Source organism: Marivita geojedonensis (genome assembly GCF_002115805.1).
Taxonomy (GTDB): Bacteria; Pseudomonadota; Alphaproteobacteria; order Rhodobacterales; family Rhodobacteraceae; genus Marivita; species Marivita geojedonensis.
Map to the genome: position 1 here is coordinate 95,143 of NZ_JFKC01000008.1, position 23,013 is coordinate 118,155.

General features: G+C 58.5%; 16 protein-coding genes and 1 riboswitch. Of the genes, 10 read left to right on the forward strand and 6 right to left on the reverse strand.

Going from position 1 to position 23,013, the window contains the following annotated elements; genetic code table 11:
• Positions 1 to 20 precede the first annotated feature (20 nt).
• From MGEO_RS10765 to MGEO_RS10775, 3 genes are all read left to right on the forward strand, one after another.
• Entirely contained in the window at positions 21 to 1,394 is a 1,374-nt protein-coding gene (locus tag MGEO_RS10765; RefSeq protein WP_085637071.1) for an aspartate aminotransferase family protein, read from the forward strand.
• 265 nt (positions 1,395 to 1,659) lie between these two features.
• Positions 1,660 to 2,460, forward strand: a complete 801-nt coding sequence (locus MGEO_RS10770; RefSeq protein WP_085637073.1) for an HAD-IIB family hydrolase — start codon at positions 1,660 to 1,662, stop codon at positions 2,458 to 2,460.
• Positions 2,453 to 3,673 carry a glycosyltransferase family protein gene (locus MGEO_RS10775; protein WP_085637076.1) on the forward strand — a complete coding sequence of 407 codons (1,221 nt, stop codon included), beginning with the start codon at positions 2,453 to 2,455 and terminating at the stop codon, positions 3,671 to 3,673. Before MGEO_RS10770 ends, MGEO_RS10775 begins: the two co-directional genes overlap by 8 nt.
• Here the strand turns inward: MGEO_RS10775 and MGEO_RS10780 are convergent.
• Positions 3,667 to 5,430: a sugar phosphorylase gene (locus MGEO_RS10780; RefSeq protein ID WP_085637079.1), complete on the reverse strand. Its 1,764-nt coding sequence runs from the start codon at positions 5,428 to 5,430 to the stop codon at positions 3,667 to 3,669. The two genes, MGEO_RS10775 and MGEO_RS10780, sit on opposite strands and share 7 nt — an antisense overlap.
• Before the next feature lie 187 nt (positions 5,431 to 5,617).
• Here MGEO_RS10780 and MGEO_RS10785 point away from each other — a divergent pair, with 187 nt between their 5' ends.
• Complete coding sequence (locus tag MGEO_RS10785) at positions 5,618 to 6,508, forward strand: BadF/BadG/BcrA/BcrD ATPase family protein (RefSeq protein WP_085637082.1); 891 nt, start codon at positions 5,618 to 5,620, stop codon at positions 6,506 to 6,508.
• Complete coding sequence (gene nagA / locus MGEO_RS10790; RefSeq protein WP_233139837.1) at positions 6,490 to 7,647, forward strand: N-acetylglucosamine-6-phosphate deacetylase; 1,158 nt, start codon at positions 6,490 to 6,492, stop codon at positions 7,645 to 7,647. The genes MGEO_RS10785 and nagA overlap by 19 nt, the downstream gene beginning before the upstream one ends.
• Before the next feature lie 7 nt (positions 7,648 to 7,654).
• Here the strand turns inward: nagA and MGEO_RS10795 are convergent, their stop codons facing one another.
• The 3 genes from MGEO_RS10795 to MGEO_RS10805 form a co-directional block, all read right to left on the reverse strand.
• Positions 7,655 to 8,473: an ABC transporter substrate-binding protein gene (locus MGEO_RS10795; RefSeq protein ID WP_106299177.1), complete on the reverse strand. Its 819-nt coding sequence runs from the start codon at positions 8,471 to 8,473 to the stop codon at positions 7,655 to 7,657.
• Between the two features lie 2 nt (positions 8,474 to 8,475).
• Positions 8,476 to 10,308 carry a TonB-dependent receptor plug domain-containing protein gene (locus tag MGEO_RS10800; protein WP_158091008.1) on the reverse strand — a complete coding sequence of 611 codons (1,833 nt, stop codon included), beginning with the start codon at positions 10,306 to 10,308 and terminating at the stop codon, positions 8,476 to 8,478.
• A 131-nt stretch (positions 10,309 to 10,439) separates the two neighbouring features.
• Positions 10,440 to 10,645, reverse strand: a riboswitch (cobalamin riboswitch).
• A gap of 80 nt (positions 10,646 to 10,725) precedes the next feature.
• Positions 10,726 to 12,048 (reverse strand): aspartate aminotransferase family protein, encoded by a 1,323-nt coding sequence (locus tag MGEO_RS10805; RefSeq protein ID WP_085637088.1) that lies wholly within the window; start codon positions 12,046 to 12,048, stop codon positions 10,726 to 10,728.
• Positions 12,049 to 12,370: 322 nt separating this feature from the next.
• Here MGEO_RS10805 and MGEO_RS10810 point away from each other — a divergent pair, with 322 nt between their 5' ends.
• From MGEO_RS10810 to MGEO_RS10830, 5 genes are all read left to right on the forward strand, one after another.
• Positions 12,371 to 13,342, forward strand: a complete 972-nt coding sequence (locus tag MGEO_RS10810) for a TAXI family TRAP transporter solute-binding subunit (protein ID WP_085637091.1) — start codon at positions 12,371 to 12,373, stop codon at positions 13,340 to 13,342.
• 99 nt (positions 13,343 to 13,441) lie between these two features.
• Positions 13,442 to 16,060: a TRAP transporter permease gene (locus MGEO_RS10815; RefSeq protein WP_085637093.1), complete on the forward strand. Its 2,619-nt coding sequence runs from the start codon at positions 13,442 to 13,444 to the stop codon at positions 16,058 to 16,060.
• A gap of 11 nt (positions 16,061 to 16,071) precedes the next feature.
• Positions 16,072 to 16,491 carry a universal stress protein gene (locus MGEO_RS10820; protein WP_085637096.1) on the forward strand — a complete coding sequence of 140 codons (420 nt, stop codon included), beginning with the start codon at positions 16,072 to 16,074 and terminating at the stop codon, positions 16,489 to 16,491.
• A 172-nt stretch (positions 16,492 to 16,663) separates the two neighbouring features.
• Positions 16,664 to 18,931: a DUF4214 domain-containing protein gene (locus tag MGEO_RS10825; RefSeq protein ID WP_085637100.1), complete on the forward strand. Its 2,268-nt coding sequence runs from the start codon at positions 16,664 to 16,666 to the stop codon at positions 18,929 to 18,931.
• 211 nt (positions 18,932 to 19,142) lie between these two features.
• The gene (locus tag MGEO_RS10830; RefSeq protein WP_085637103.1) at positions 19,143 to 20,168 is read left to right on the forward strand and encodes an extracellular solute-binding protein; all 1,026 of its coding nucleotides are present in this window, start codon (positions 19,143 to 19,145) and stop codon (positions 20,166 to 20,168) included.
• 33 nt (positions 20,169 to 20,201) lie between these two features.
• Here the strand turns inward: MGEO_RS10830 and MGEO_RS10835 are convergent, their stop codons facing one another.
• Both MGEO_RS10835 and MGEO_RS10840 read right to left on the reverse strand, forming a co-directional pair.
• Positions 20,202 to 21,881 (reverse strand): ABC transporter permease, encoded by a 1,680-nt coding sequence (locus tag MGEO_RS10835; protein WP_085637107.1) that lies wholly within the window; start codon positions 21,879 to 21,881, stop codon positions 20,202 to 20,204.
• 138 nt (positions 21,882 to 22,019) lie between these two features.
• Complete coding sequence (locus MGEO_RS10840) at positions 22,020 to 22,919, reverse strand: LysR substrate-binding domain-containing protein (protein ID WP_085637110.1); 900 nt, start codon at positions 22,917 to 22,919, stop codon at positions 22,020 to 22,022.
• Positions 22,920 to 23,013: the final 94 nt, after the last annotated feature.

The following is a 23,013-nucleotide window of genomic DNA, read 5'->3' on the forward strand; positions in this document are numbered from 1 at the left end:
TTTCATGACTGGAAAACGACATGCTGCGAAATGATCAACTCGACCAGTGGGACCGTGACAACTTCTTCCACCCGTCGACTCACCTTGCCCAGCACGCGCGCGGCGAAAGCCCGAACCGTGTGGTCAAGACAGCCGCCGGCGTTTTCATCGAAGATCGGGACGGAAACCGCCTTCTGGATGCCTTTGCCGGGCTTTACTGCGTGAATGTCGGCTATGGCCGAATGGAAATTGCAGATGCCATCGCGGAACAGGCCCGCGAACTCGCCTATTACCATTCCTATGTCGGACACGGGACCGAAGCGTCGATCACCCTATCAAAGATGATCCTCGACCGCGCGCCTTCCCATATGTCGAAAGTGTATTTCGGGCTGGGCGGGTCTGACGCCAACGAAACCAACGTCAAACTGGTCTGGTACTACAACAATATTCTGGGGCGCCCGGAAAAGAAAAAGATCATATCACGCTGGCGGGGGTATCACGGCTCAGGACTGGTCACCGGTTCCCTGACAGGACTCGAGCTGTTTCACAGGAAATTTGACCTGCCGGTGGAACAGGTGATCCACACCACCGCTCCATACTATTATCGTCGCGAAAACCTCGATCAATCGGAGGAAGAGTTCGTCGCCCAATGCGTGGCAGATCTCGAGTCATTAATCGAACGCGAAGGGGCTGACTCCATCGCGGCCTTCATCGGAGAGCCACTTCTGGGGACCGGGGGCATCGTGCCGCCACCCGCCGGGTATTGGGCTGCAATTCAGAAGGTGCTGCATAAGCACGATATCCTGCTGATCGCTGACGAGGTCGTCACCGGATTTGGCCGCCTGGGGACAATGTTCGGGTCCGAGCATTACGGCCTGAAGCCAGACATCATCACCATCGCCAAGGGTCTGACATCGGCTTACGCGCCGCTCTCGGGATCAATCGTATCTGACAAGGTCTGGGAAGTTCTTGAGAAGGGAACAGACGAAAATGGTCCCATCGGTCATGGCTGGACCTACTCCGCCCACCCCATTGGCGCGGCCGCGGGTGTTGCCAACCTGAACCTGCTCGAGTCTCTGAACCTGATTGGAAACGCGGGTGAGGTCGGCGCATACCTGAATTCCAGGATGGCGGACGCGTTGGCGGATCACCCAAATGTCGGCGAAGTGCGCGGCGAGGGCATGATATGCGCAGTCGAGTTCGTGAAGGATAAGGACGACCGCATATTCTTCGACGCAGCCGACAAAATCGGCCCGCAGATTTCCGCCAAACTTCTGGAACAGGACAAGATCATCGCTCGCGCCATGCCGCAGGGCGATATTCTGGGCTTTGCACCGCCCTTCTGCCTCACCCGCGACGAGGCTGATCAGGTCGTTGCCGGTACGGTACGCGCCGTCAAATCAGTGCTTGGTTAAGACTGGCACAATGTGCCTTTAAGAGGCTGCGGGAACACCTGTCCGGCAGCCTTATTCTTGCCTGCCAGCCTTTTAACCCGGGCAGAACGCCGACAACGCGTGCGAGGTCGAATAAACTCGACGCAATGGTGGCTGCCGGCCTTTCCGGGGAGAACCCGCAGTTTTTCGGCCACTGATCAGGCAGATCGGCCTTGGGGCGACCTAGGTTGTCGCAGAAAGCCGTTTTGGACTTGAGCCTTCTGGCCCAGCGCCGGAAACTCAGTCCATGCAGAATCCACCAAAGCTCGCTGTCTTTTCCGATCTCGATGGCACGCTTTTGGATCACGACACCTACAGCTGGGCAGACGCACAACCAGCACTGGCCCGTTTAGCCGCACGGGGAATACCGGTCGTTCTGACGAGCAGCAAAACCGCCGCCGAGATCGTTCTGCTCCAAGAGGAGATGGGGCTGATGGATCAGCCCGCAATCGTTGAGAACGGATCAGGCATTGTCGGTTTGCCGGGTCAAGCCGACAACAGCACCTATTCCCAGCTGCGCATGCAACTCGACGAACTTCCCGATCATCTACGAAGCCACTTCATAGGCTTCGGTGACATGACGACCCAAGAGGTCGCTCTGCACACCGGACTGTCCCCGGACGCCGCGAAGCGTGCGCAGGACCGGGCGTTTTCCGAACCGGGCATTTGGTCAGGATCAGACGACACTCTGGCAGACTTCCGGTCTGCGCTTGCAGATCAGGGTATCGTGGCGCAGCACGGCGGTCGGTTCCTGACACTGTCCTTTGGCCGGACGAAAGCCGACGCGATGCATGTCGTTTCATCTGCTCTTGCGGCCACTCGGACCGTTGCGCTTGGCGATGCGCCGAACGACATCACCATGCTGCAAGCCGCGGATCAGGGCGTTATCGTCGCCAATCCGCACCGACCTGTGCTTCCGCCCCTCGAGGGCGAAGCCGAAGGACACATCATCCGCACAAGAAAGCCCGGACCGAAAGGCTGGAACGAGGCAATCAACGCGCTGCTCGACGGGCTCGATTATTCTGAAGGAGCGAACAATCATGGTTGATTTTCATCAAAACGGGAATATTGCCACCCTTCACAACCTGCGCACCCGTTCGCTTCAGGAAATGACCTACGAACTGGAAACCTTCGCACAGACTCGCAAGATGTCGTTGATCCTGCCCTGCCTCTATTCAGAACTCGAAACCGAGGCGATGCCAAAAATCCTGTCCGAACTTTCAAAGGTCACCTATCTCCATCGCGTGATCGTCGGACTCGACCGAGCAAACGAAGAACAGTTTCGCCACGCGCGGCAATTCTTTGAGGGGCTGAACCAGAACCACATCGTGATCTGGAACGACAGTCCTCGGATGCTTGAACTCGGCGAGCGTCTGACACGTATGGGCCTCGCCCCTGCCGAACAGGGCAAAGGGAAAAATGTCTGGTCCTCGATTGGCTACCTGATCGGCTGTCAGGACAGCGCCGTCATGGCCATCCATGACTGCGACATCCTCACCTATACGAACGAACTTCTTGCGCGCCTGATCTATCCGGTCGCCAACCCCACTTTCCCCTATCAAGTCGCGAAGGGCTATTACGCCCGCATCGGCAACGACAAACTCAACGGACGTGTGACACGCCTCTTGGTCAGCCCGCTTCTGATCGCGCTCAAACGGGTCGTGGGTGACCGCGATTACCTCGATTACCTTCGCAGCTTCCGCTATCCGCTTTCCGGCGAATTCGCGATGCGAACGAACATTCTTCCGGATCTCCGCATCCCTTCCGACTGGGGGCTGGAAATCGGTGTCCTGTCCGAGGCCTGGCGCAACCTCGCTCCGAAAGCAGTCTGCCAGGTCGAGATCGCGGATTCCTATGATCACAAACATCAGTCTCTGAGTCCGGAAGATGCTGCGACTGGCCTCAATCGGATGTCGACCGATATCTGCAAGGCGATCTTCCGGAAACTGGCAGCTGACGGAACGATCTTCACAACGAACGTATTCCGGACGCTGAAAGCCACCTACTATCGCAGCGCTCTTGACCTGCTGGATGCGTATTACAGCGACGCTCAGATGAATGGCCTGACGGTAGACCGTCACGCCGAAGAAGCGTCAATCGAACTGTTCGCCGAGAATATCGTGCGTGCAGGGCAAACATTCCTGGATAATCCGCAGGAGATTCCCTTCATCGCTACGTGGAACCGTGTCCACGCCGCCGACCCTGATTTCCTGCGCGACATGCAGGCGGCCGCGCTGGCGGACGCGAAGGACTATCAATGACCTGCGTTGCTGATCCAGCGGCACTGATAGGGGCCAAGCACAATGTCATCGTCCGGGATGACGTCGCCTGACAGAAGGTCACGCCAGTCTTCGTCCGCGATGATGTTGAGCGTGCTGACAGGAAGCGTCACAGTGTCCTTGCTGACATTGTGCAGCGCAAAGATGGATTGGTTCCGGTCAAGGCTCTGACGCCAGATACCAAAGACCCGCGCATCGCCCGTATTCACCGTGAACTGCGTGGCGTTCGGGTGAAAGGCGGATTGCTTCTGCCGGATCGTCAATCGCTGCTTAAGGCCGTTGAGCACTTTGGAATGCACCGTGCTGTCGTCCGCCAGCAGAGCTTGCAACGCTCCGTAATCCCAACGGTGGCGGTTGATCGCCCTGTTCATTCCCCGTCTTACGACCGCCTCTGAAACGTTCGGCGTGGCCAGCATCGAATGGATGTAAAACGCCGGAATCCCCTCAAGCGACATGACGATCGTCTGCGAACACAGGAACCTTTCGAGGTGGTATTCATCCGGGCCATCGAAGGTCTGGCCCAGTGCGGCGAAATAGGTTGTGTTCAGTTCGTAAGGTGCCTCGCCACCATCCGGCAGCGCGCGCATCGACACCAGCCCGCCAGCGGACTCAACGGCCCGGATCATCGCGGCCTGATCCTCGGACGACAGCAACCCTTCGGCAGGGCGCATGCCAATCCCGTCATGGCTGGCAGTGAAATTCAGATAGGCGCAACCGAGCGGCGCAGGTGGCATGGATCGCTGCCACTTATCGAGGTACTCCGCGCTGCCGGACAAGAGTGCGTGCAGGATGAGCGGCGGCAGCGGGAAGTTGTAGATCACATGCGCTTCGTCACGCTTGCCAAAGTAGCTCAGGTTCTCGGCTTTGGGGACATTGGTTTCAGTCAGGAGCACAATCGGTTCAATGGCATAATCACACAGCAGCCGGATCAGTTTCACGATTGCATGCGTCTGCGGCAAATGGATCGACGGAGACCCCACCTCTTTCCACAGGAAGGCGACTGCATCGAGCCGGATGATCTGAACGCCGTTGTCGATATGCGTTCTGATGATCCGCAGAAACTCGAGCAAGACCTCGGGATTTCGAAAATCCAGATCGATCTGGTCATGGCTGAACGTGCACCAGACATGGCGCGGACCGTCTTTCGTATCGACTTTTTGCAAAAGCGGCGTCGTCCGGGGGCGAACCACCATGCTCAGATCATCGGACGGATCGGCTTCGAAGAAGAAGCGATCATATGGTGCCTGACCCTGCCGGTAGGCGTTGAACCATGTCCCCTGGCTTGACACATGGTTCAGCACGAGATCGGACATCAATTTGAACTGGCTGGCAATCCGGTTGATGTCTGGCCAATCGCCAAGCTGCGGATTTACCGCCATGTAGTCCGTGACCGCAAACCCATCGTCCGACGTGAAAGGAAAGAACGGCAGGATATGCACACCGTCGACCACGCCTTTCAGATAGCGGCGCAGGAAGTCATTCAAAAGATCGAGCGGCTTATGCACGCCGTCCACGATTGAGTTGCCATATGTGATCAGCAACGCGTCTGTCTGGGACCACAGAGCGTTGCCCGGTTTGCGACCGCGTTTGCGACGGTGGGTTCCCTCGGGCCAGAATGCTTCAATGATCTTGGTCGTCAGGATATCCGGATCCAGATCAGGGTAAATCTGGCTGACCCGTGTCGCGATTGCACGGCTCAGGGCAGGCGTTTTTTCTTTGCTCAGAACGTCTTGGGCCATGCGTTAAACAATCACGGTGCCATCGAGGTTTCAAATCCTTCGATTGCAAGTCTCGCAATTCGCAGCGAAACCGGGCGAAGTGCCTGAATTTCAGGCAGTTGTGACCATCGGTCTTTTGGGATTTCCTCACGACAGGTGCTCACGATATATGTGCACATTCCCTAAAAGGCTGTGTTAACTGCGCCTTATGACTTCTGTTTCGGAAATAGTGATTGGGATAGACGGCGGCGGAACAGGCTGCCGCGTCTCAATTGTGGATGCGGACGGACGCGTGCTCGGTGCAGCCCGTGGTGGCGCTGCTAATTTCACCTCCGACCCGGTCTCCACGAAGCGCAATATCACACTGGCTGTTCACGAAGCCGCGGCAAAGGCGGGTCTTGGTTCCGACGATCTGATGCGTGCATCTGTCCATGCAGGGGTTGCCGGTGTGCTGAGCACCTCAGACGCTGAAGCGATTGCGCACGCTCTGCCTTTTCACAGCTGCACCGTAACCGATGATCAGGTCACGACGGTAGCCGGAGCATTGGGCGGTCGGACCGGAGTGGTGATCTCTATCGGAACCGGATCATTTGTTGCGTTTGCAACGAATGAAGGCACTCGCTTCATCGGTGGATGGGGGCTGCAACTGGGGGATCAGGCATCCGGAGCCTGGCTCGGACGGGCCGCCCTTCAACGCTGCGCACTGGCACAGGACGGGCTTGTTGAACCATCAGACCTGACGAACCGTCTAATGTCCCGGCTTGGCCCCAAACCGCGCGACGTGATCGCTTTTGCACGCAACGCTAGCGCCTCCGATTTCGCAGCCCTTGCGCCTGACGTTCTGGACGCGGCGGATGCAGGTGACATTAATGGGCGTCACGTGGTTCAGGATGCCCTCGCATATCTTGAGGTATGTTTGGATCGAATATCTCTCGCGAAAGACGACATCATTTGTCTCACCGGTGGGCTTGGCCCGCGCTTTGCTGCGTGGCTCAGACCCCGGACACAGGCAGAGATAGTCCCCCCAGCAGGCACTGCACTCGACGGGGCGATATGGCTGGCTCGGGAGAAGTACAAGGAATGGAAGTGCAACTCATGACCCGGCGTGCGTTGATCGGAGCCGAAGTATTCGACGGACACCGCCTTCACCGAAACCACGCGGTGTTGCTGGACGGGGACGTATTTCTTGGTCTGTGTTCGAAAGCGGAAGTACCCGACGGGTACATCCTGCAAAACGTTCCCAGCGGTACTTTGTTACCCGGTTTTGTGGATGTTCAGGTGAATGGCGGTGGCGGCGTTTTGTTCAATGACGATCCTTCGCCCCAATGCCTTGCCACCATCGCCAAAGCGCATGCCAAAACGGGAACGCGCGCGTTTCTGCCGACTCTGATTACCGACACGCCGGAAAAGACACGCGCGGCGATAGAGGCCATACCTCGGGCGATCGACGAGAAAATACCGGGCGTCATCGGGCTTCACCTGGAAGGCCCGCACATCGCGCCTGCGCGTAAGGGTGCCCATTCTCAAGCGCTGATCCGGCCCATGACCGACGAAGACGAGACCTTGCTCTGTGCGGCAGCGGCGGCTTTGCCAAACCTGATGATAACCGTTGCACCTGAAATGGTATCTTCCGGCCAGATTGCGCGCCTGTCGCAGGCGGGTGTCATCGTTTCCCTTGGCCACTCGGATTGCACGTTCGAACAGGCAAACGAAGCCGTCGCTGCCGGAGCGCGTTGTGTGACGCATCTGTTCAACGCGATGAGCCAACTTGGCAGTCGAGAACCCGGGCTGGTTGGCGCGACACTGAGCAGCGACACCTTGAGTGCAGGCTTGATCGCAGACGGGATCCACGTCCACGCGGCCAGTCTGCGCACGGCGACTGCTGCCAAGACGGGACTGGGCAAACTGTTCCTCGTAACAGATGCGATGGCCACCGTCGGATCGGACATCACGGAGTTCCGCCTCAACAACCGCCGTGTCCTGCGCCGGGACGGAAGACTGACGCTTGAGGATGGAACTTTGGCCGGCGCCGATCTTGATTTGCCGACCGCGCTCTCAGTGATGATCCAAGAGGTCGGCGTATCCCCTGTAGCCGCTCTTCGCATGGCAACCACTCACCCGGCCACCGTCTTGAAGGATACCTGTGGGTACGGAACCTTCGTCAAGGGACACGCATGGCATGGCATCCACCTGGATCCGGCCATACGCTACACCACCGAGGCAAACGAAGCGCTTTAGCGGGCCGTCAGTCGCGCGCTTTGTTTTTCAGATCGGCCACCTGACGGGCGACGCTTTCGATGGCCTGCATGACATAGGGTGTCCCACACACCCATGCGACCGAACTGTGCATCCTCGGAAACCCGGCCAGTGAAGGATGCGTGGCCATCTCCTCAGAGAGGGAAAACCCGTCGTAGGGCTGTGCGCCGATCAAAAAGTCGGGCTGGTGAAGAATGACCTGTTCCAGTGACAGGGTGCCGTTTCCCTTGAACCCAAGTTCAACCGACAGATTGCGCGCACCACCGGCAACAAGAATGTCGTGGCTCAGCGTTCCCGCGCCGAGCGCATAACCATTCGGCAGAAAGAATGCCGCCAGCGGATCACCTTCCCCCCCGTATGACAGCTTGGCGAGATCGGCCTCCAGACGCGATGCCATGCGTTCCGCTTTTTCTTCCTGGCCAAGAACAAGGCCCATATTTCGGATTTCTGTCGGTATGTCAGACAGCGACGTGGTGATCGGCACCTGAACGACCTCAATACCGATGGATCGCAACAACGCCATTAGCGCCGGGTCATTATAAGCCCCTGCAAGAACGATATCGGGGTCTTGAACTGCAATAACCTCGGCCTGGCCATTGTTCTTGGGAAAGTTGCGGGCGGACTCGGCGAGGAAAGAACTGCGTGGATCATCGGACAAATCGCTGAGTGACACGATCTGTTCTGGCTCGGCCAGAAGCATCGTCAATTGATCGGTACAGACATTGATGGAGACAATCCGAGGCAGGTCGGATGCACTGGCCCATGCAGGGGCCAGTGCAATGGTTAGCAGCGTCAGCAGACGCCACATAGTCAGAACGAGGTTTCAACACCAAAGCGAATGGTTCGCTCTGGCGCGTTGAAACCGCTGACTGTTTCATAGGACACATCACCGACGTTATCGATCGCCCCGTAAATCGACGCGGAGTCGGTGATGGCATAGCGGGCTGAGACATCCCAAACCGTGTAGTCATCCAGCGCAGTCAGTGTGCCGAACCCGTCAAGCGTATCGGCCACACGGGTCATGTTCACACCAACCTCCAAACGGTCGGTGATGTCGGCTTCGAGCGCCAATGACAGATCATGACGCGGGACGCGGACAACGCGGTTCCCGTCATTTTCAGTGTTGGTCAGTGTATAAGCGCCCGATAGACGTACTCGGTCAGTGAGGGCGTAGGACCCGCTGAGTTCAAGACCCCGCGTTTCGGTCTTGCCATCGGTCTGGATGTAGCAGCCAAATGCCTGCGACGGCAGACAGTTGGGCCCGGACCCAAAGCCGATCAGGTTGTCGATTTCGGCCCAGAACAGAGTCGCCTTGACCGAACCACGATCACCATAGCTGTGTTCGATGCCAAGATCGAAACTCAGGCTTTCCTCCGGGTCCAGCGGAGTCGAGCCTGCATAGGGGCCAAAACGTTCATAGAGCGACGGAGCGCGATACCCGGTGCCCAGCGAGGCGCGGATCGTCGTCGCATCGTTCAACTGGTAAGACAGCGCGGCGCGGCCCGAAAACTGGCCATCAAAATCCGAATAGTCGTCGTAGCGCAGCGTCAGCGACAGCTCGACGGCATCGTTGGGGGTTGCCTTGATCTCGGCAAACGCAGCCGAATTGGACGCATCATAGGACTGACCATCCAGTTCCGCGCGTTCTTCATTCCAGTCCGCGCCAAAGGCCAGCGAAACAGTCGAGGAAACATCACCTTGCGCCAGATACGCAACCGTATCGCGCTCGCCAAGGAAATCGCGGGTGAAACCACCCGCATCGAACCGGTCGATTTCGTACCGGCTGAACGACAGCTCATGTGACCATGCTCCGGTCTGGACTTCGCCGAACAAACGCATACCGCGACGGGTTTCGTCGATCTCACCGGACGGGTCAAAATCGGACCGATCGAATTCGGCAGAGCCATCGGACCAGAATCCGTTCACTCCGACACGGATCGCATCGCTGATCTGGTAGGCGGCGAACAGGTTCACCATGCTCTGTTCGAACCCATCGTTTTCATCGTCTGATTTCCGCGCCGAGAACCCTTCGGAGGTCACGCGCCCGAGGCTGACCGCGAGTTCCGCACGGTCATCTAGATAGCCGAAACTGAGGTTGGCACCGCGTGTTTCGAAACTGCCCAGTTCGGCCTGTGCCTTGCCTGAGAAGCCAGAAACCTCAGGCCGCCAGCTTTCCACCTCGACAACACCTGCAATCGCTTCGGAGCCATAGATCGCCGATTGCGTGCCTTTGACAACGGCAAGGCGGTCAAGCGATCCCGTTGTGAGTGTTCCAAAGTTGAAGGCCGTCTGTGGACCTGACGGGTCGGTGACGTCGATGCCATCAACCCGCACACCAACGTAAGGTCCGCTGAGCCCGCGAATACGTACCGTTGCGCTGCCACCGAGCCCACCGTTTGCGCTTACGGCAACACCAGGAAGCGTATCGAGCGCGGCGGCGGCACCCAGACCTTCGCGTTGGATGTCGTCGCTGTCGGCGATATCGATCGTGGCGCCGGTTGTGTCGAGATTGGTCGGAAGAAGACCGCCGAAAACGACGATGTCTTCAAGTTCGATAACCGAACCACCCAGATCCTGCGCTGCCACAAAAGACGGCGCAACGAGGGTAGAACAGAGAAGTAGTTTTGCTGTGAGGCGTGCCATGGTCAAAATCCCGGCCTGGCCCGGCGCAAATCGCCGGAATGGTAACAAATATCTGGAATGCAATCGCATCCGCAGACGGTGATGGACACCACTGCGGACGATGCCGCCGTCCCGCCGCACCCCGCGACCGAACTGGGTGTTGGCTTACGGCAGGTCTCCTGACTTGCGGGTCTCTGCTCTGCTGGCCTTCCCAACGTCCCATCGGAACACCAGTGGCACTCTCAGCGTCGCTCACCGCTCACAGTTGCGGGGGCAGTCGCGGATTTTTCTTTCGAAGCACCGCGTTCCCTTTTCACCGAACGCTTTGACACGCCCGGACCGTAAACATCTTCATCTGCACCCGGTGCTCTGGCCGCGTCAAGCTGCGTTTACATCCGAAGTGAAGGACCCTTGGTCGCAGCTGGTCGTGTGCTTTTCTCAGGCAACAACCGCCTGCACCGCCGTTTCCAGCTTGTCGACAACCTCTTCGATCTGATCGTCCGAGATGATGAACGGAGGCGCAAGCAGGACGTGATCACCAAGGTTGCCGTCCCGAGTACCACTCATCGGATAGCAGACAAGCCCAGCCTCGAACGCAGCCTTCTTGAACCGCGCTGCGACGTTGTCGGATGGGGCAAACGGTGTTTTTCCGTCGCGGTCCCGGACAAACTCCATTCCCCGAAACAATCCGCGACCGCGAATGTCGCCGATATGCGGGTGTTGACCGAAACGGTCGCGCAACGCCATGTCGAGCTTCTCTCCCTGCTCCCGAACCCGCGGTATCAAATTGCGGTCCTTGAGTGCCTTCAGAACAGCGAGTGATGTGGCGCAGGCGACGGGATGACCGAGATAGGTATGCCCGTGCTGGAAGAAACCCGAACCGGCAGAAATGGCATCGTAAATGCGACTGCTGCAAAGCATCGCCCCAATCGGCTGGTAGCCAGCGCCCAATCCCTTGGCGATACACAGAATGTCGGGCGCCACCCCCTCAGCATCGCAGGCGAAAAGGTGTCCGACCCGGCCCATGCCACACATGACCTCATCCAGGATCAGGAGAACACCGTAGCGGTCGCAGATTTCGCGGATCCGCTTGAAATATCCATCTACCGCAGGAACTGCGCCCATGGTGGCACCCACCACCGGCTCTGCGACAAAGGCGATGACGCTGTCCTCGCCCAACCGCAGGATCTCGTCCTCCAGTTCCTGCGCAACACGCTGCCCATAGTCGAACGGGGATTCATCGGAACGCCGGTCAACATATTCGTAGCACGGCGCAACGTGTGACACATCCATTAGGATCGGTTCGAACTGCGCGCGGCGCCATGCATTGCCACCGGTCGCCAAAGCGCCGAGCGTATTTCCGTGGTAGCTTTGGCGGCGCGCGATAATGTGGCGTCGCTGCGGTTGACCGATTTCAAGGAAATACTGACGCGCAAGTTTGAGCGCGGATTCAACCGCCTCGGATCCGCCGGACACAAAGTAGACTCTGTCCAGATCGCCGGGAGCCTCACTGATCAACAGGTCGGCCAGTTCCTCGGCCGGAGCACTGGTGAAGAACCCCGTATGCGCGTAGGCGAGCTGGGCCGCCTGATCCTGAATAGCCTGGATGATCTCGGGATCACCGTGTCCAAGACAGGACACCGCCGCGCCGCCCGAACCGTCGAAATACTGCTTTCCCGCTTCGTCATAAAGATAGCACCCTTCGCCACGGACCGCCTTGGGCGGAGCAGAAAGGTTATGGCGGGGGAATACATGGCTCATCTTCGGGTCCTCTGGGTCATCCGGGAGCAAAGGAATTCGCACGCTCCGGTTTGATCAACCATACCGCATCCAGGCAATTGACAGAAGGCGATGCCGCGGCGTGTCAAAGGCGGAAAGCGCCGTTTTGGACCGCGGTTATCTTCGGTTGTTCCCTCACCCGGATTTGTCGGGCTGGCCCAACGCGTCCGAATCACGTTTTATAGCTATAGGAACGAAAACGAAAATTTCTGCGCCTTACCGAAAAGGCGCGGGCCATTGAGCACTCATTGGCGACGTTTCGATAACCTTGGGCACAGACCCATAAACCAATTGGGAGACAAACATGTCATATAAAACCTTCGCCGCCGGGCTTGTCGCCGCTGCATCCATTGCGCTTGGCGGATCGGCCATGGCGCAGGATCAGCAATTCATCTCAATCGGCACTGGCGGTGTCACAGGTGTGTATTACCCGACCGGCGGTGCGATCTGCCGTCTGGTGAACCGCGACCGCAAGGAACATGGCATTCGTTGCGCAGTCGAATCCACGGGGGGATCTGTCTACAACATCAACACCATCAAGGCAGGTGAGCTTGAATTCGGTGTCGCCCAGTCGGACTGGCAGTATCACGCGTATAACGGAACCTCGCAGTTCGCAGACAACCCGTTCCCTGAGATCCGGGCGATGTTCTCGGTCCACCCGGAACCCTTTACGCTTCTGGTCCGCGGTGACAGCGGCATCACTTCGTTCGAAGGGATCAAGGGCAAGCGCGTCAATGTCGGCAACCCCGGCTCTGGACAACGCGCCACAATGGAAGTCGTGATGGATGCGTTCGGCATCACCATGGACGACCTCGCACTTGCGACGGAATACAAAGGCTCCGAGATGGCCAAGCAGATCTGCGACGACAACATCGACGCAATGATCTACACAGTGGGCCACCCTGCCGCCGCCATTCAGGAAGCCACCACAACCTGTGATGTGAAGCTCGTTTCTGTGGTAGGTGAGCCGATCGACAAGCTTGTTGCCGATAACCCGTTCTATCGCGTCGCGACCATTCCGGGCGGCATGTACGCCGGCAATGACGACGAGATCACAACCTTTGGTGTTGGTGCAACCTTCGTGACCAGCGCGGACATCCCCGAGGAAACCGCCTATATCGTCGCCAAGGCCGTGATGTCCAACCTCGACGACTTCCGTGGTCTGCACCCGGCATTCGCAAACCTCGACGCGGCACAGATGGTCAAAGACGGTCTTTCCGCACCGCTGCACCCCGGTGCAGAGCGCGCCTACAAAGAACTCGGCCTGCTGGAATGATGCCTGCCACCTGAAACAAGAACCGAGCGCCGGCGCAGCCCCGAGCTGTGCCGGCGTTTTTAATTGACGCAGAAACTGCGCAACTGGGGGACATCGACGATGACAGACACGAAAACCGCCGAAGACATGGTGGCAGAGGCTGATACCGGCGCACGGCAGGCCGGTGCTTTTGCCAATACACTGATCTTCGCTCTGTGCATCACGTGGTCGCTGTTCCAACTCTACATCGCATCAAAACTGCCAGGGGTTCTGGCCCAGACCACCGGCGTCAGCATGTTTGCCAATATCGTGGCTCAGGCCCGCTTCGTGCATCTCGCGTTTGCGCTCGCACTGGCCACGCTGGCCTTCCCGATATTCGGTCACAGGGATCGGATTCCCCTCTATGACTGGGTGCTGTTTTTTGCCGGGATAGCCGCCTGTCTTTACCTTGTGATCTTCCGCTTCGAAATCGCTTCGCGTCCCGGTCTTTGGAGCACAACCGACATCGTCATGTCCGCCATCGGCATGGTCGTATTGATGATCGCGGTCTACCGGTCGCTCGGTCTGCCGCTGGTGATTATCGCATCACTGTTCCTCGCACTCGCCTTCTTCGGTGGCTATTCGGAATGGATCGGCAGCATTACGAACTACGGCGGATCGTCGTTCTCAAAGGCGATGGGCCACTACTGGATGCAGACCGAGGGTGTGTTTGGCGTCGCGCTTGGCGTCTCGACCACCATGATCTTTCTGTTCGTTCTGTTCGGCGCACTTCTCGAAAAGGCTGGCGGCGGCAACTGGTTCATCAAGGTGGCGATCTCTCTGCTGGGGACTCTCCGAGGCGGTCCGGCCAAGGCGGCGGTTCTCTCTTCGATGATGACCGGAATGATCTCCGGCTCATCGATCGCAAACACAGTCACAACCGGCACCTTCACGATCCCATTGATGAAGCGGATCGGCTTCAGTCCCGAAAAGGCAGGGGCGGTCGAAGTCGCCTCCTCGACCAACGGCCAGTTAACCCCACCTGTGATGGGCGCGGCCGCCTTCCTGATGGTCGAGTACGTGAACATCCCTTACATTGAAGTCATCAAGCACGCCTTTCTCCCGGCGGTGATTTCTTACATCGCCCTGCTTTACATCGTGCATCTGGAAAGCCTGAAACTGCGTCTTGAGGGACTGCAAAAGCCCGGCCGCCACATCGGCATTCTGCTGATCCTGATCCTGTTCCTGACCGGCTTCATCGCCATGGCGGCGATCACGTTCCTTGTTGTTATGTTCCGCGCCGCGCTCGAGCCGATGATGCCGGGAGCGACGGTATATCCGACACTGGTGCTTCTGGGCATAGCTTATCTCGCGTTGGTATACCTTGCCTCGCGCTTTCCCGACCTCAAGGTCGATGATCCGAACGCCAAGGCCGTCTCCGCCCCGCGCCTCACCCCGACCTTCCTTGGCGGCGCCTACTTCGCGCTGCCGATTTTCGTACTGGTCTGGAATCTGATGGTCCGGACCGAGCACCTCGACCGCCTGTCGCCTGCGCTGTCCGCCTTCTGGGCGACAATAGCGATGATCATCGTCGCACTGACCCATCGCCCGTTGAAAGCGATATTCCGTGGAGAATCCGAGATCGCAAATCAGACCGTGGCCGGCTTCCAGGATTTCGTCGATGGCCTGGTCAGTGGTGCGCGCAACATGATCGGGATCGGTGTCGCGACCGGTGCCGCCGGGATCATCGTGGGCACCATCTCGCTGACAGGTGCGCATCAGATCATCGGTCAGGTGATCGAAACCATCTCGGGCGGCAACCTGATCATCCTGCTGGTTCTGGTCGCCGTGCTGTCCCTGATCCTCGGGATGGGACTCCCGACCACAGCCAATTATATCGTGGTGTCATCCCTGATGGCACCGGTCATCGTGTCGGTCGGCGCGCAGTCCGGCCTGATCGTGCCGCTCATCGCTGTGCACATGTTCGTCTTCTATTTCGGTATTCTCGCGGATGACACACCACCCGTCGGACTTGCGGCCTATGCCGCCGCTGCGATTTCGCGAGGCGATCCGATCAAGACCGGTGTGCAGGGTTTTGCTTATGACATCCGCACGGCGCTTCTGCCTTTCATGTTCATCTTCAACACGGACCTTCTCCTGATCGATGTCGGTCCTCTGAAAGCCGTGTTTGTGTTCTTCGTGTCTCTGGTCGCGATGCTGGTGTTTGCCGCGGTCACGCAGGGTTACTTCTTTGCGAAGAACCGGGCATGGGAAGCGGTGGTGATGATGCTGGTCGTTTTCCTGTTGTTCCGGCCCGGTTTTTTCCTGGATCGCTGGCAGGAACCGTACACCAGCTATTCAGGCCCGGCGGCGATAGAGGCGATGGGGAACATTCCCGTCGGCACCGATGCGCGCGTCACGGTCTCGGCTCCCGACTTCGACACCGGGATCGTCGGATCAACCACAATTGTCGTCACGCCGGATGCCGAAGGTTCCGGTATCGATCGGCTGCAAGCCGTCGGGCTGACCGTCATGGAAGAGGGCGACATGCTTCTTTTGGAGGAACCGTTCCCGGGAACTCCGTTCTTCGAAACGCTGGCCAACGAATACGACTTCTACGGTGATGCGCCGGCACAGATCGAGGCCGTGCAGATTGAAAATGACCGCATGCCAAAGGAGATCTTCTTCATCCCCGCCTTCATTCTTCTGCTCATCATCATTGGCCTGCAAAGCCGTCGCATGACCCAACCCGCGTTCTGAGGAGAAGCGCCATGTTCAAGAAGATCCTCGTACCGGTCGATGTTTCGCTGACCACCGACACGCAAAAACTATTGCATCATGCCAAAACCCTTGCCGAACAGTGGGGTAGCGAAGTGGATGTGGTGTCCGTGATACCGACCGTCGGAATGCCGATTGTCGGTTCATACATGACTGAAGACTTCGAAAAGTCGGCAAAGTCCGAGACCGAAGCAGAGTTGGCGCGTCAGATGGAAATTGCGGACCTTCACGGGGGCCGCCACGTTCTTGTCGGGACAGTGTATGACCGGGTTATCGCCCTCGCGAACTCGCTTGGTGTCGATCTGATCCTGATCGGTGCGCACCAGCCGGACCTCAAGGATTATCTGCTCGGTTCAAATGCCGCGAGGCTCGTGCGCCATTCTGCAAAATCGGTGCTGGTCCTGCGTGACTGACGCACTCTCGATCCAGAAAAAACGACATAAATCCCAACTATTCCCCGAGTGTTCGGCCCCATCCCGACCACGCTGGTGCCGCATTTGCACATGAGATTGCGCTCGACCGAGTAGCGTAATCGCGTGTGAGGATTGGAGCGCCTTTCCCCTGCACGCGCAGGGGAACTGGCACGTGGCATTTTCGATCACTTTTGACTACCGCTTCGACAGTAGCGGGTTCTTTAACGACCCAGAACGCCGATCCGCGCTTGAGTTGGCCGCGGCGCAATGGGAAGCGATCATTCTCGATGACTTTGACGAAGTGCCGGAAGGCACGTCATTCGAGATCAGAAACCCCACGACCCAAGCGACCGAGACCGTTACTCTTTCCCATTCGGTAGACGACCTGATCATTTTTGTCGGGGCGCGGACCCTTCCGGCGTCAACTCTGGCCATTGCAGGTCCGGATGGCGGCAATGCGCCTGGAGATGCGTTTACGGCCCGCATCAGTCCGGATTTCCGTGGGGCCGGGCCAGTGACGGATTTTGACCCCTGGGCAGGCAGTATATCCTTTAACAGCTCTGAAAACTGGTATTTCGGGACCGATGCACCACCGACCGGTCAGAACGATTTTCTTTCAGTTGCGGTGCACGAACTTGGGCATGTCCTGGGCATTGGCACCTCCGGGGCGTTCGACAGCTGGATTGTCGATTATTGGTTTACCGGGCCGAATGCCATCGCCGTGAATGGTGGTCGCCCGGTCCCCATCGACCATGATCTTTCTCACGTCGAAGACGGCTTCGCCGGCGACAGCGTTGCACTCGACCCGACGCTGGTGACAGGCACGCGGGTTTTGATCAGCGACTACGACGCCGCCATTCTCGCCGACATCGGATACGAGATTGACGGCTTTACGAAACAGGGCGTCACTCCTCCGCTTGCAACGAATGGATCAGAACGTGTCTTCGGACGCGAGGTCGCTGACAACATCGACGGTCTGGCCGGAAACGATACGCTGCAGGGCGACAGTGGTGATGACACCTTGCTCGGCAACACGGGTGACGATGATCTTTTTGGACAGTCCGGCCATGACACCCTCATCGGGGGCGATGGCGATGATTATCTCGATGGCGGAAGCGGCAATGACGAACTGCGCGGCGGCGCAGGCGCGGACAGGTATTTCGGTCAGGACGGAACCGATGTGTTTGTCATTGGACCGGGCGACGGTCTGAACACGATTTCCGATTTCGATTTGACCTCTGAGACCTTCATGCTCGTCGACAGCGGTTTTCGATCCGAGGCCGACGCCGCCAGTGCGGTCACAAAGCCGTTCAGCAACGTCTCACGCGTGACGCTGTTCGACGGCACAAGTATTGACGTCTTCCACAGCCCCCAGTCCGGTTCACCGCTCACGGCAGCGCATTTCAAACTCGTTCAAAGCGATACCGTGTCAAAGGATGCCGAAACGCCCGCCAACGAAGAGAACGCCCCTCCTGTCTTGGTCGATCCGGTTTCCGAGCAAGGTGAACCAAACAACCCACCGGAACTGATTGGGGGTAATCGCACGGGTGGTCTTTTGCAGGGGACGGCCGGGGACGACGGGAACCTTGTTGCGACGGCGGCACTGGAGCGGATCGACGGTCTGGGCGGTGTGGACACGGCAGTGTTCGCGGGCGACCAGTCTGACTTTACCGTGACTTTCGGCCCGAGCGGCGTCAGCGTGACGGACCGCACCGAGGGCGGGCTTGGCACGATTGCGCTCGACAATGTGGAGCTGATCGACTTCGGCACCGACCTGCCGCAGTTCGGCGGCCCGATGGATCTGCGCCTCTTCGGGGGCCAGACCGGTCTGGACGAGGCGGCGTTCGAAAGCTTCGTCGAGATGTATATCGCCTATTTCAACCGCGCGCCCGATGCCATCGGCCTGTCCTTCTGGGCCACCGCCTATGCCAACGGCATGTCGCTGGAGCAGATCGCGAACGAGTTCGCCACCCAGCCCGAGACACTGGCGACCTATCCGGCGGATACCAGCAACATCCGCTTCGCCGCCGATGTCTACGAGAACGTGCTGGGCCGGTCGCCGGACATCGACGGGCTGCGGTTCTGGACCAACGCGCTGGACGACGGTGCGGTGACCCGGGGCGAGTTCATCCTCGAAGTGCTGCGCGGGGTGAAGGCGCCGGCTCCGGCGGACGCCTCGCAGGCCTTCATCGACCGTCAGCTGGCCGATCAGCTGTACCTCGAACAGAAGACCGATCTGGGCGCGCTCTTTGCGGTGCATCGCGGCATGTCGAATGTCGATGACGCGGCGCAGGTGCTGGCGCTGTTCGACGGCAGCGCGGCCAGCCTGGACACGGCGGTCGAAGCCATCGAGACGCTCTACACGGCGGCCACGGACCCGATCAACGGCGACTTCCTGATGCCGCTGGTGGGTGTGCTCGACAACCCCTTCGCCGTCTGACACCCCCACGGGCCAGACCCCCGGCTCAGACCACATCCCAAACGCCAGCCGATCACTCCGGCTGGCGTTTTTCGGTTCTACTGGAAAAGATCTAATGAAAAATCAACTTTTCGAAATGATTTCCGACAAAATTTGTCAGAATGTATTGAACGCCCCTCGGAATCGTGTAACTGACTTTTTTTGTAAGATTTAACCAAGAGGAATGACTCCCATGCGTGTCCTATGGACAACTTCGACACTGGCGCTTGTCGCCAGCACTGCACTCAGCTCCGTTGCACTGGCCGAAGGCGAGGTGAATCTCTACTCGTCGCGCCATTACGATACCGATGAGCGCCTCTATTCCGACTTCACCGATGCAACCGGGATCACCATCAACCGCATCGAAGGCAATGCGGATGAACTTATTGCCCGGATGCAGGCCGAAGGCGCCAACTCTCCGGCAGACATTCTGTTGACCGTGGACACGTCACGCCTTGAACGCGCAAAAGCTGCCGGGGTGCTTCAATCCATTGAAAGTGACGTTCTTGAGGCCCGCATCCCGGACAGCCTGCAGGATGACGACAATCAATGGTTTGGCTTCAGCCAGCGTGCGCGGATCATTTTCTACGACAAGAACGATGTGGAAAACCCGCCGTTGGATTACGTCGCACTCGCCGACCCTCAATACAAGGGCATGGTCTGCCACCGCTCGTCGACAAACGTGTACTCGCAGACTCTGCTGAGTGCCGTCATCGAAAACCATGGCGAAGACGCGGCCCGTGCCTGGGCGCAGGGGGTGGTCGACAACTTCGCCCGAGCTCCGCAGGGTGGGGACACGGATCAGCTTCGTGGCCTGGTTTCAGGCGAATGCGATATCTCGATCTCCAACACCTACTATTATGCCCGCGCGCTGCGCACCGAGGTCGAAGGGCTGACCGAAGCAGATCGCGCGAATATCGGATGGGTCTTCCCCGCGCAGAACGCAGAAGGCGCCCATATGAACCTCTCAGGCGGTGGTGTTGCGGCACACGCGCCGAACCGTGAAAATGCGATCAAGTTCCTCGAGTACCTGTCGTCCGATCAGGCGCAGCAGTATTTCTCGGCTGGCAACGACGAGTACCCGGCGGTTCCCGGCGTGGGGCTCTCGCCGTCAGTTGCGGCATTGGGCATGTTCCGCCCCGACGATGTAGACCTGTCCGAGGTTGCACAGAACGTGCCGACAGCGCAACGCATCTTCAACGAGGTTGGCTGGAAGTAAAGTTCGGATCCGAACGTGACACTCAGAGGGCGCTCAAGCGCCCTCTTTTGTTTGGCCTTGTTCGTTACGGATGCGGCGACACAGCAGAATTACGGGAAGCGTCCCGATGGCTACGATCACGAGGCTCGGAACTGCAGCACCGGCGAGCCGTTCATCAGAAGCGAGCCGATGCGCCTGCACAGCCAGCGTATCAAAGTTGAACGGACGCATGATCAGCGTTGCCGGCAGCTCTTTCATGACATCTACAAACACAATCAGAAGCGCCGTGAACAGGCTTGGCCGCAGCAACGGGAAATGCACGCGCCGCAAGAGCCCCCACTCGCTTTGTCCCAAGACGCGTGCTGCCGCGTCCATGTTGGGGTTGATGACAGCCACGCCGCCTTCATACGCCCCGATGGCCGCAGCAAGAAACCGGATCATGTACGCGCAGACGAGCAGCCAGATCGAGCCGGTGAACAGCAGTCCTGTCGAGATACCGAAAGTGGCCCGCATATAGGCATCGAGCGTGTTGTCGAAATAGGCAAACGGAACCAGCAGACCCACCGCGATCACGCCTCCCGGAACGGCATAACCCATGCGACCGATGTAAAGCACAATCGTGGCGAAACGGGATTTGCGGTTGCGGGCGAGGCTTCCAAAAAGCAGGGCGACTGCCACGGTGATAACCGCAGCGCACAGGCCGAGTGTCACCGAGTTGCGGGCGAATTGCAGATATCGCGGGCTGAGGAGGTCTTGCTCTGATCCAAGCGCCATCTCGGACAGCATGATGACCGGAAGGATGCAGCCAAGAAACGCGGGCAGGAAGCAGACCGTGAAGGCCAGCTTACTGGCAATACCCGTCAGCTTCACCCGCGGCATGTGTTCGAACTTCCGTCCGAAGGCGTACCGCGCTTCACCGCGATTGATGCGTTCCACAATGGCCAATAGAAGGGCGAAACTCAGAAGTCCAAGCGACAGTTGCGCAGCGGCAGCGCGGTCCGCGAAGGTGAACCAACTGGAATAGATGCCCACCGCGAATGTTTGAACGCCGAAATAAGACACCGTTCCGAAATCAGCGATGGTTTCCATGCCCACAAGCATCGCGCCCGAAGCAATGGCTGGGCGCGCCATCGGCAGAGACACACGCCAGAATGCCCCAAGCCGGGTTTGCCCCAGTGATTGCGCCGCGTAGAACGTCGTCGCGCTTTGCGACGCGAAGGCCGCCCGGGCAAGCAGGTAAACATAAGGGTACAGCACGAAAGTGAGCATCGCGGCGGCACCGCCAAGAGACCGGATTTCGGGGAACCAATAGTCACGCGGACCCCATCCGGTAACGGCACGCAGTGTGGTTTGAACAATCCCAGGATGGTCAAGGACGTGGGTATAGGCGTAGGCCAGAACATATGCCGGAAAGGCAAGAGGCAGAACCAGAGCGATCTCCAGCAATCGCCGCCCACGAAACTCGGTTGTCGTCACCAGCCAGGCTGACACCGTTCCGATCACCGTGCTGAAAACGACGACCAGAACCAGAAGCAGAACGGTCGCACGCGTATATCGACCGAGCACGGTTTCGGCGAGGGACTGAAGCGTCTCTGTGGACCCCATGAACGCTGCGATCAGAACGCTGATATGCGGCAGCACACAGATCGCAGCGATCACGCCTGCAACCGCCCACGGGATGCGCCCCCTCAGGCTACGGGTCTGCCGACCGGTCTGGAATGGAATATCAGCCATAGAGCCTATGCGGGTTCCCAATATGACAGAACTCTTTTCCGATAGCTTCTGTCAGGTTTAGCGTTGGTATTAACACCACTGACAGGCAAGCGAAATCCGCTTTTCTGTGCAAGTGTGCCGCATACCCGGTTGTCGGTTTCACAGCTTGAAGGGTTGAAGGCTCTGGGCAAACGCTTCGACGAATTCAAGTGTGAGCAGCGAAGGCTGTTTCAGAACAGGGCGCACCAGCGAAAGCCTATGAGCGAGTTTCGGGGTGAATGGGCGGCTGACCACGCCACGCCCCTCATACTGTACGGCATCCAACTCGCTGACAATCGACACGCCAGCACCGCGACTGACCAGTTCGCACGCCGCAGTGAACTGGCGGGTTTCAATCAGCGTCACGAGTTTGGCGTCATGATCCTGAAAGCTGCGCGACAGGTCCTGGAAAAACTCGCTGTCCCGCTTGGTGTGGATAATCCCCACACCATCCAGATCGGTCGGGGTCACTGTCTTACATTCTGAAAGCCGGTGTCCCTGCGGGAAGATGCAGACCGTGCGCACGTCGATATCCCGGCTGTCCACAGCAGGATGGCCGTGGAAACCGTCAGTGATCCCGAAATCGAACTGCTCACCGACCATCCATTCGAGGATTCTTTCCGGACGGTCCGGTTCAATGGTAAAGCTCACCCCTGGCCTGTCGCCAAGAAAGTCGGCAACCACTCCCGGCAGATGGCTTGTGGCAAATCCAGGAAGGCATGCAATGCGAATGTGGCCCGCGCGGCGGTCGGTAATGTCCTGACTGAGATCCCCGATCTGCTTCATCAGATCAAGAACGCGGGAAATACTTGGCTGCAGGAAGCGAACCTCCTGTGTCGGGACGAGTTGGCCCTCACGGCGGTCGAACAGCGGAAAACCGAGTGACGTCCCGAGATCTGACAGCAGTCGGCTGACCGCCGGTTGGCTGATCCCGAGCTGTGTGGCAGCCTGTGTCATGGAACCGTGATGAATCACTGCCATGAGGGCCTCGAGTTGGCGAAGACGCGGCGGGGTATTCACTGCAGTAAGTTCCCAATAAGCGAGTGCGGACGCATAATACTGTGTTATGGTTTTTGCGCAATCTGAACGCTTGCATTATGGCGTACTGCGTGTA

Excerpts from the sequence above, each read along its gene's own strand:
- MGEO_RS10765 (WP_085637071.1), top strand. The coding sequence starts at position 21 with ATGCTGCGAAATGATCAACTCGACCAGTGGGACCGTGACAACTTCTTC.
- MGEO_RS10770 (WP_085637073.1), top strand. The coding sequence starts at position 1,660 with ATGCAGAATCCACCAAAGCTCGCTGTCTTTTCCGATCTCGATGGCACG.
- MGEO_RS10775 (WP_085637076.1), top strand. The coding sequence starts at position 2,453 with ATGGTTGATTTTCATCAAAACGGGAATATTGCCACCCTTCACAACCTG.
- MGEO_RS10780 (WP_085637079.1), bottom strand. The coding sequence starts at position 5,430 with ATGGCCCAAGACGTTCTGAGCAAAGAAAAAACGCCTGCCCTGAGCCGT.
- MGEO_RS10785 (WP_085637082.1), top strand. The coding sequence starts at position 5,618 with ATGACTTCTGTTTCGGAAATAGTGATTGGGATAGACGGCGGCGGAACA.
- nagA (WP_233139837.1), top strand. The coding sequence starts at position 6,490 with ATGGAAGTGCAACTCATGACCCGGCGTGCGTTGATCGGAGCCGAAGTA.
- MGEO_RS10795 (WP_106299177.1), bottom strand. The coding sequence starts at position 8,473 with ATGTGGCGTCTGCTGACGCTGCTAACCATTGCACTGGCCCCTGCATGG.
- MGEO_RS10800 (WP_158091008.1), bottom strand. The coding sequence starts at position 10,308 with ATGGCACGCCTCACAGCAAAACTACTTCTCTGTTCTACCCTCGTTGCG.
- MGEO_RS10805 (WP_085637088.1), bottom strand. The coding sequence starts at position 12,048 with ATGAGCCATGTATTCCCCCGCCATAACCTTTCTGCTCCGCCCAAGGCG.
- MGEO_RS10810 (WP_085637091.1), top strand. The coding sequence starts at position 12,371 with ATGTCATATAAAACCTTCGCCGCCGGGCTTGTCGCCGCTGCATCCATT.
- MGEO_RS10815 (WP_085637093.1), top strand. The coding sequence starts at position 13,442 with ATGACAGACACGAAAACCGCCGAAGACATGGTGGCAGAGGCTGATACC.
- MGEO_RS10820 (WP_085637096.1), top strand. The coding sequence starts at position 16,072 with ATGTTCAAGAAGATCCTCGTACCGGTCGATGTTTCGCTGACCACCGAC.
- MGEO_RS10830 (WP_085637103.1), top strand. The coding sequence starts at position 19,143 with ATGCGTGTCCTATGGACAACTTCGACACTGGCGCTTGTCGCCAGCACT.
- MGEO_RS10835 (WP_085637107.1), bottom strand. The coding sequence starts at position 21,881 with ATGGCTGATATTCCATTCCAGACCGGTCGGCAGACCCGTAGCCTGAGG.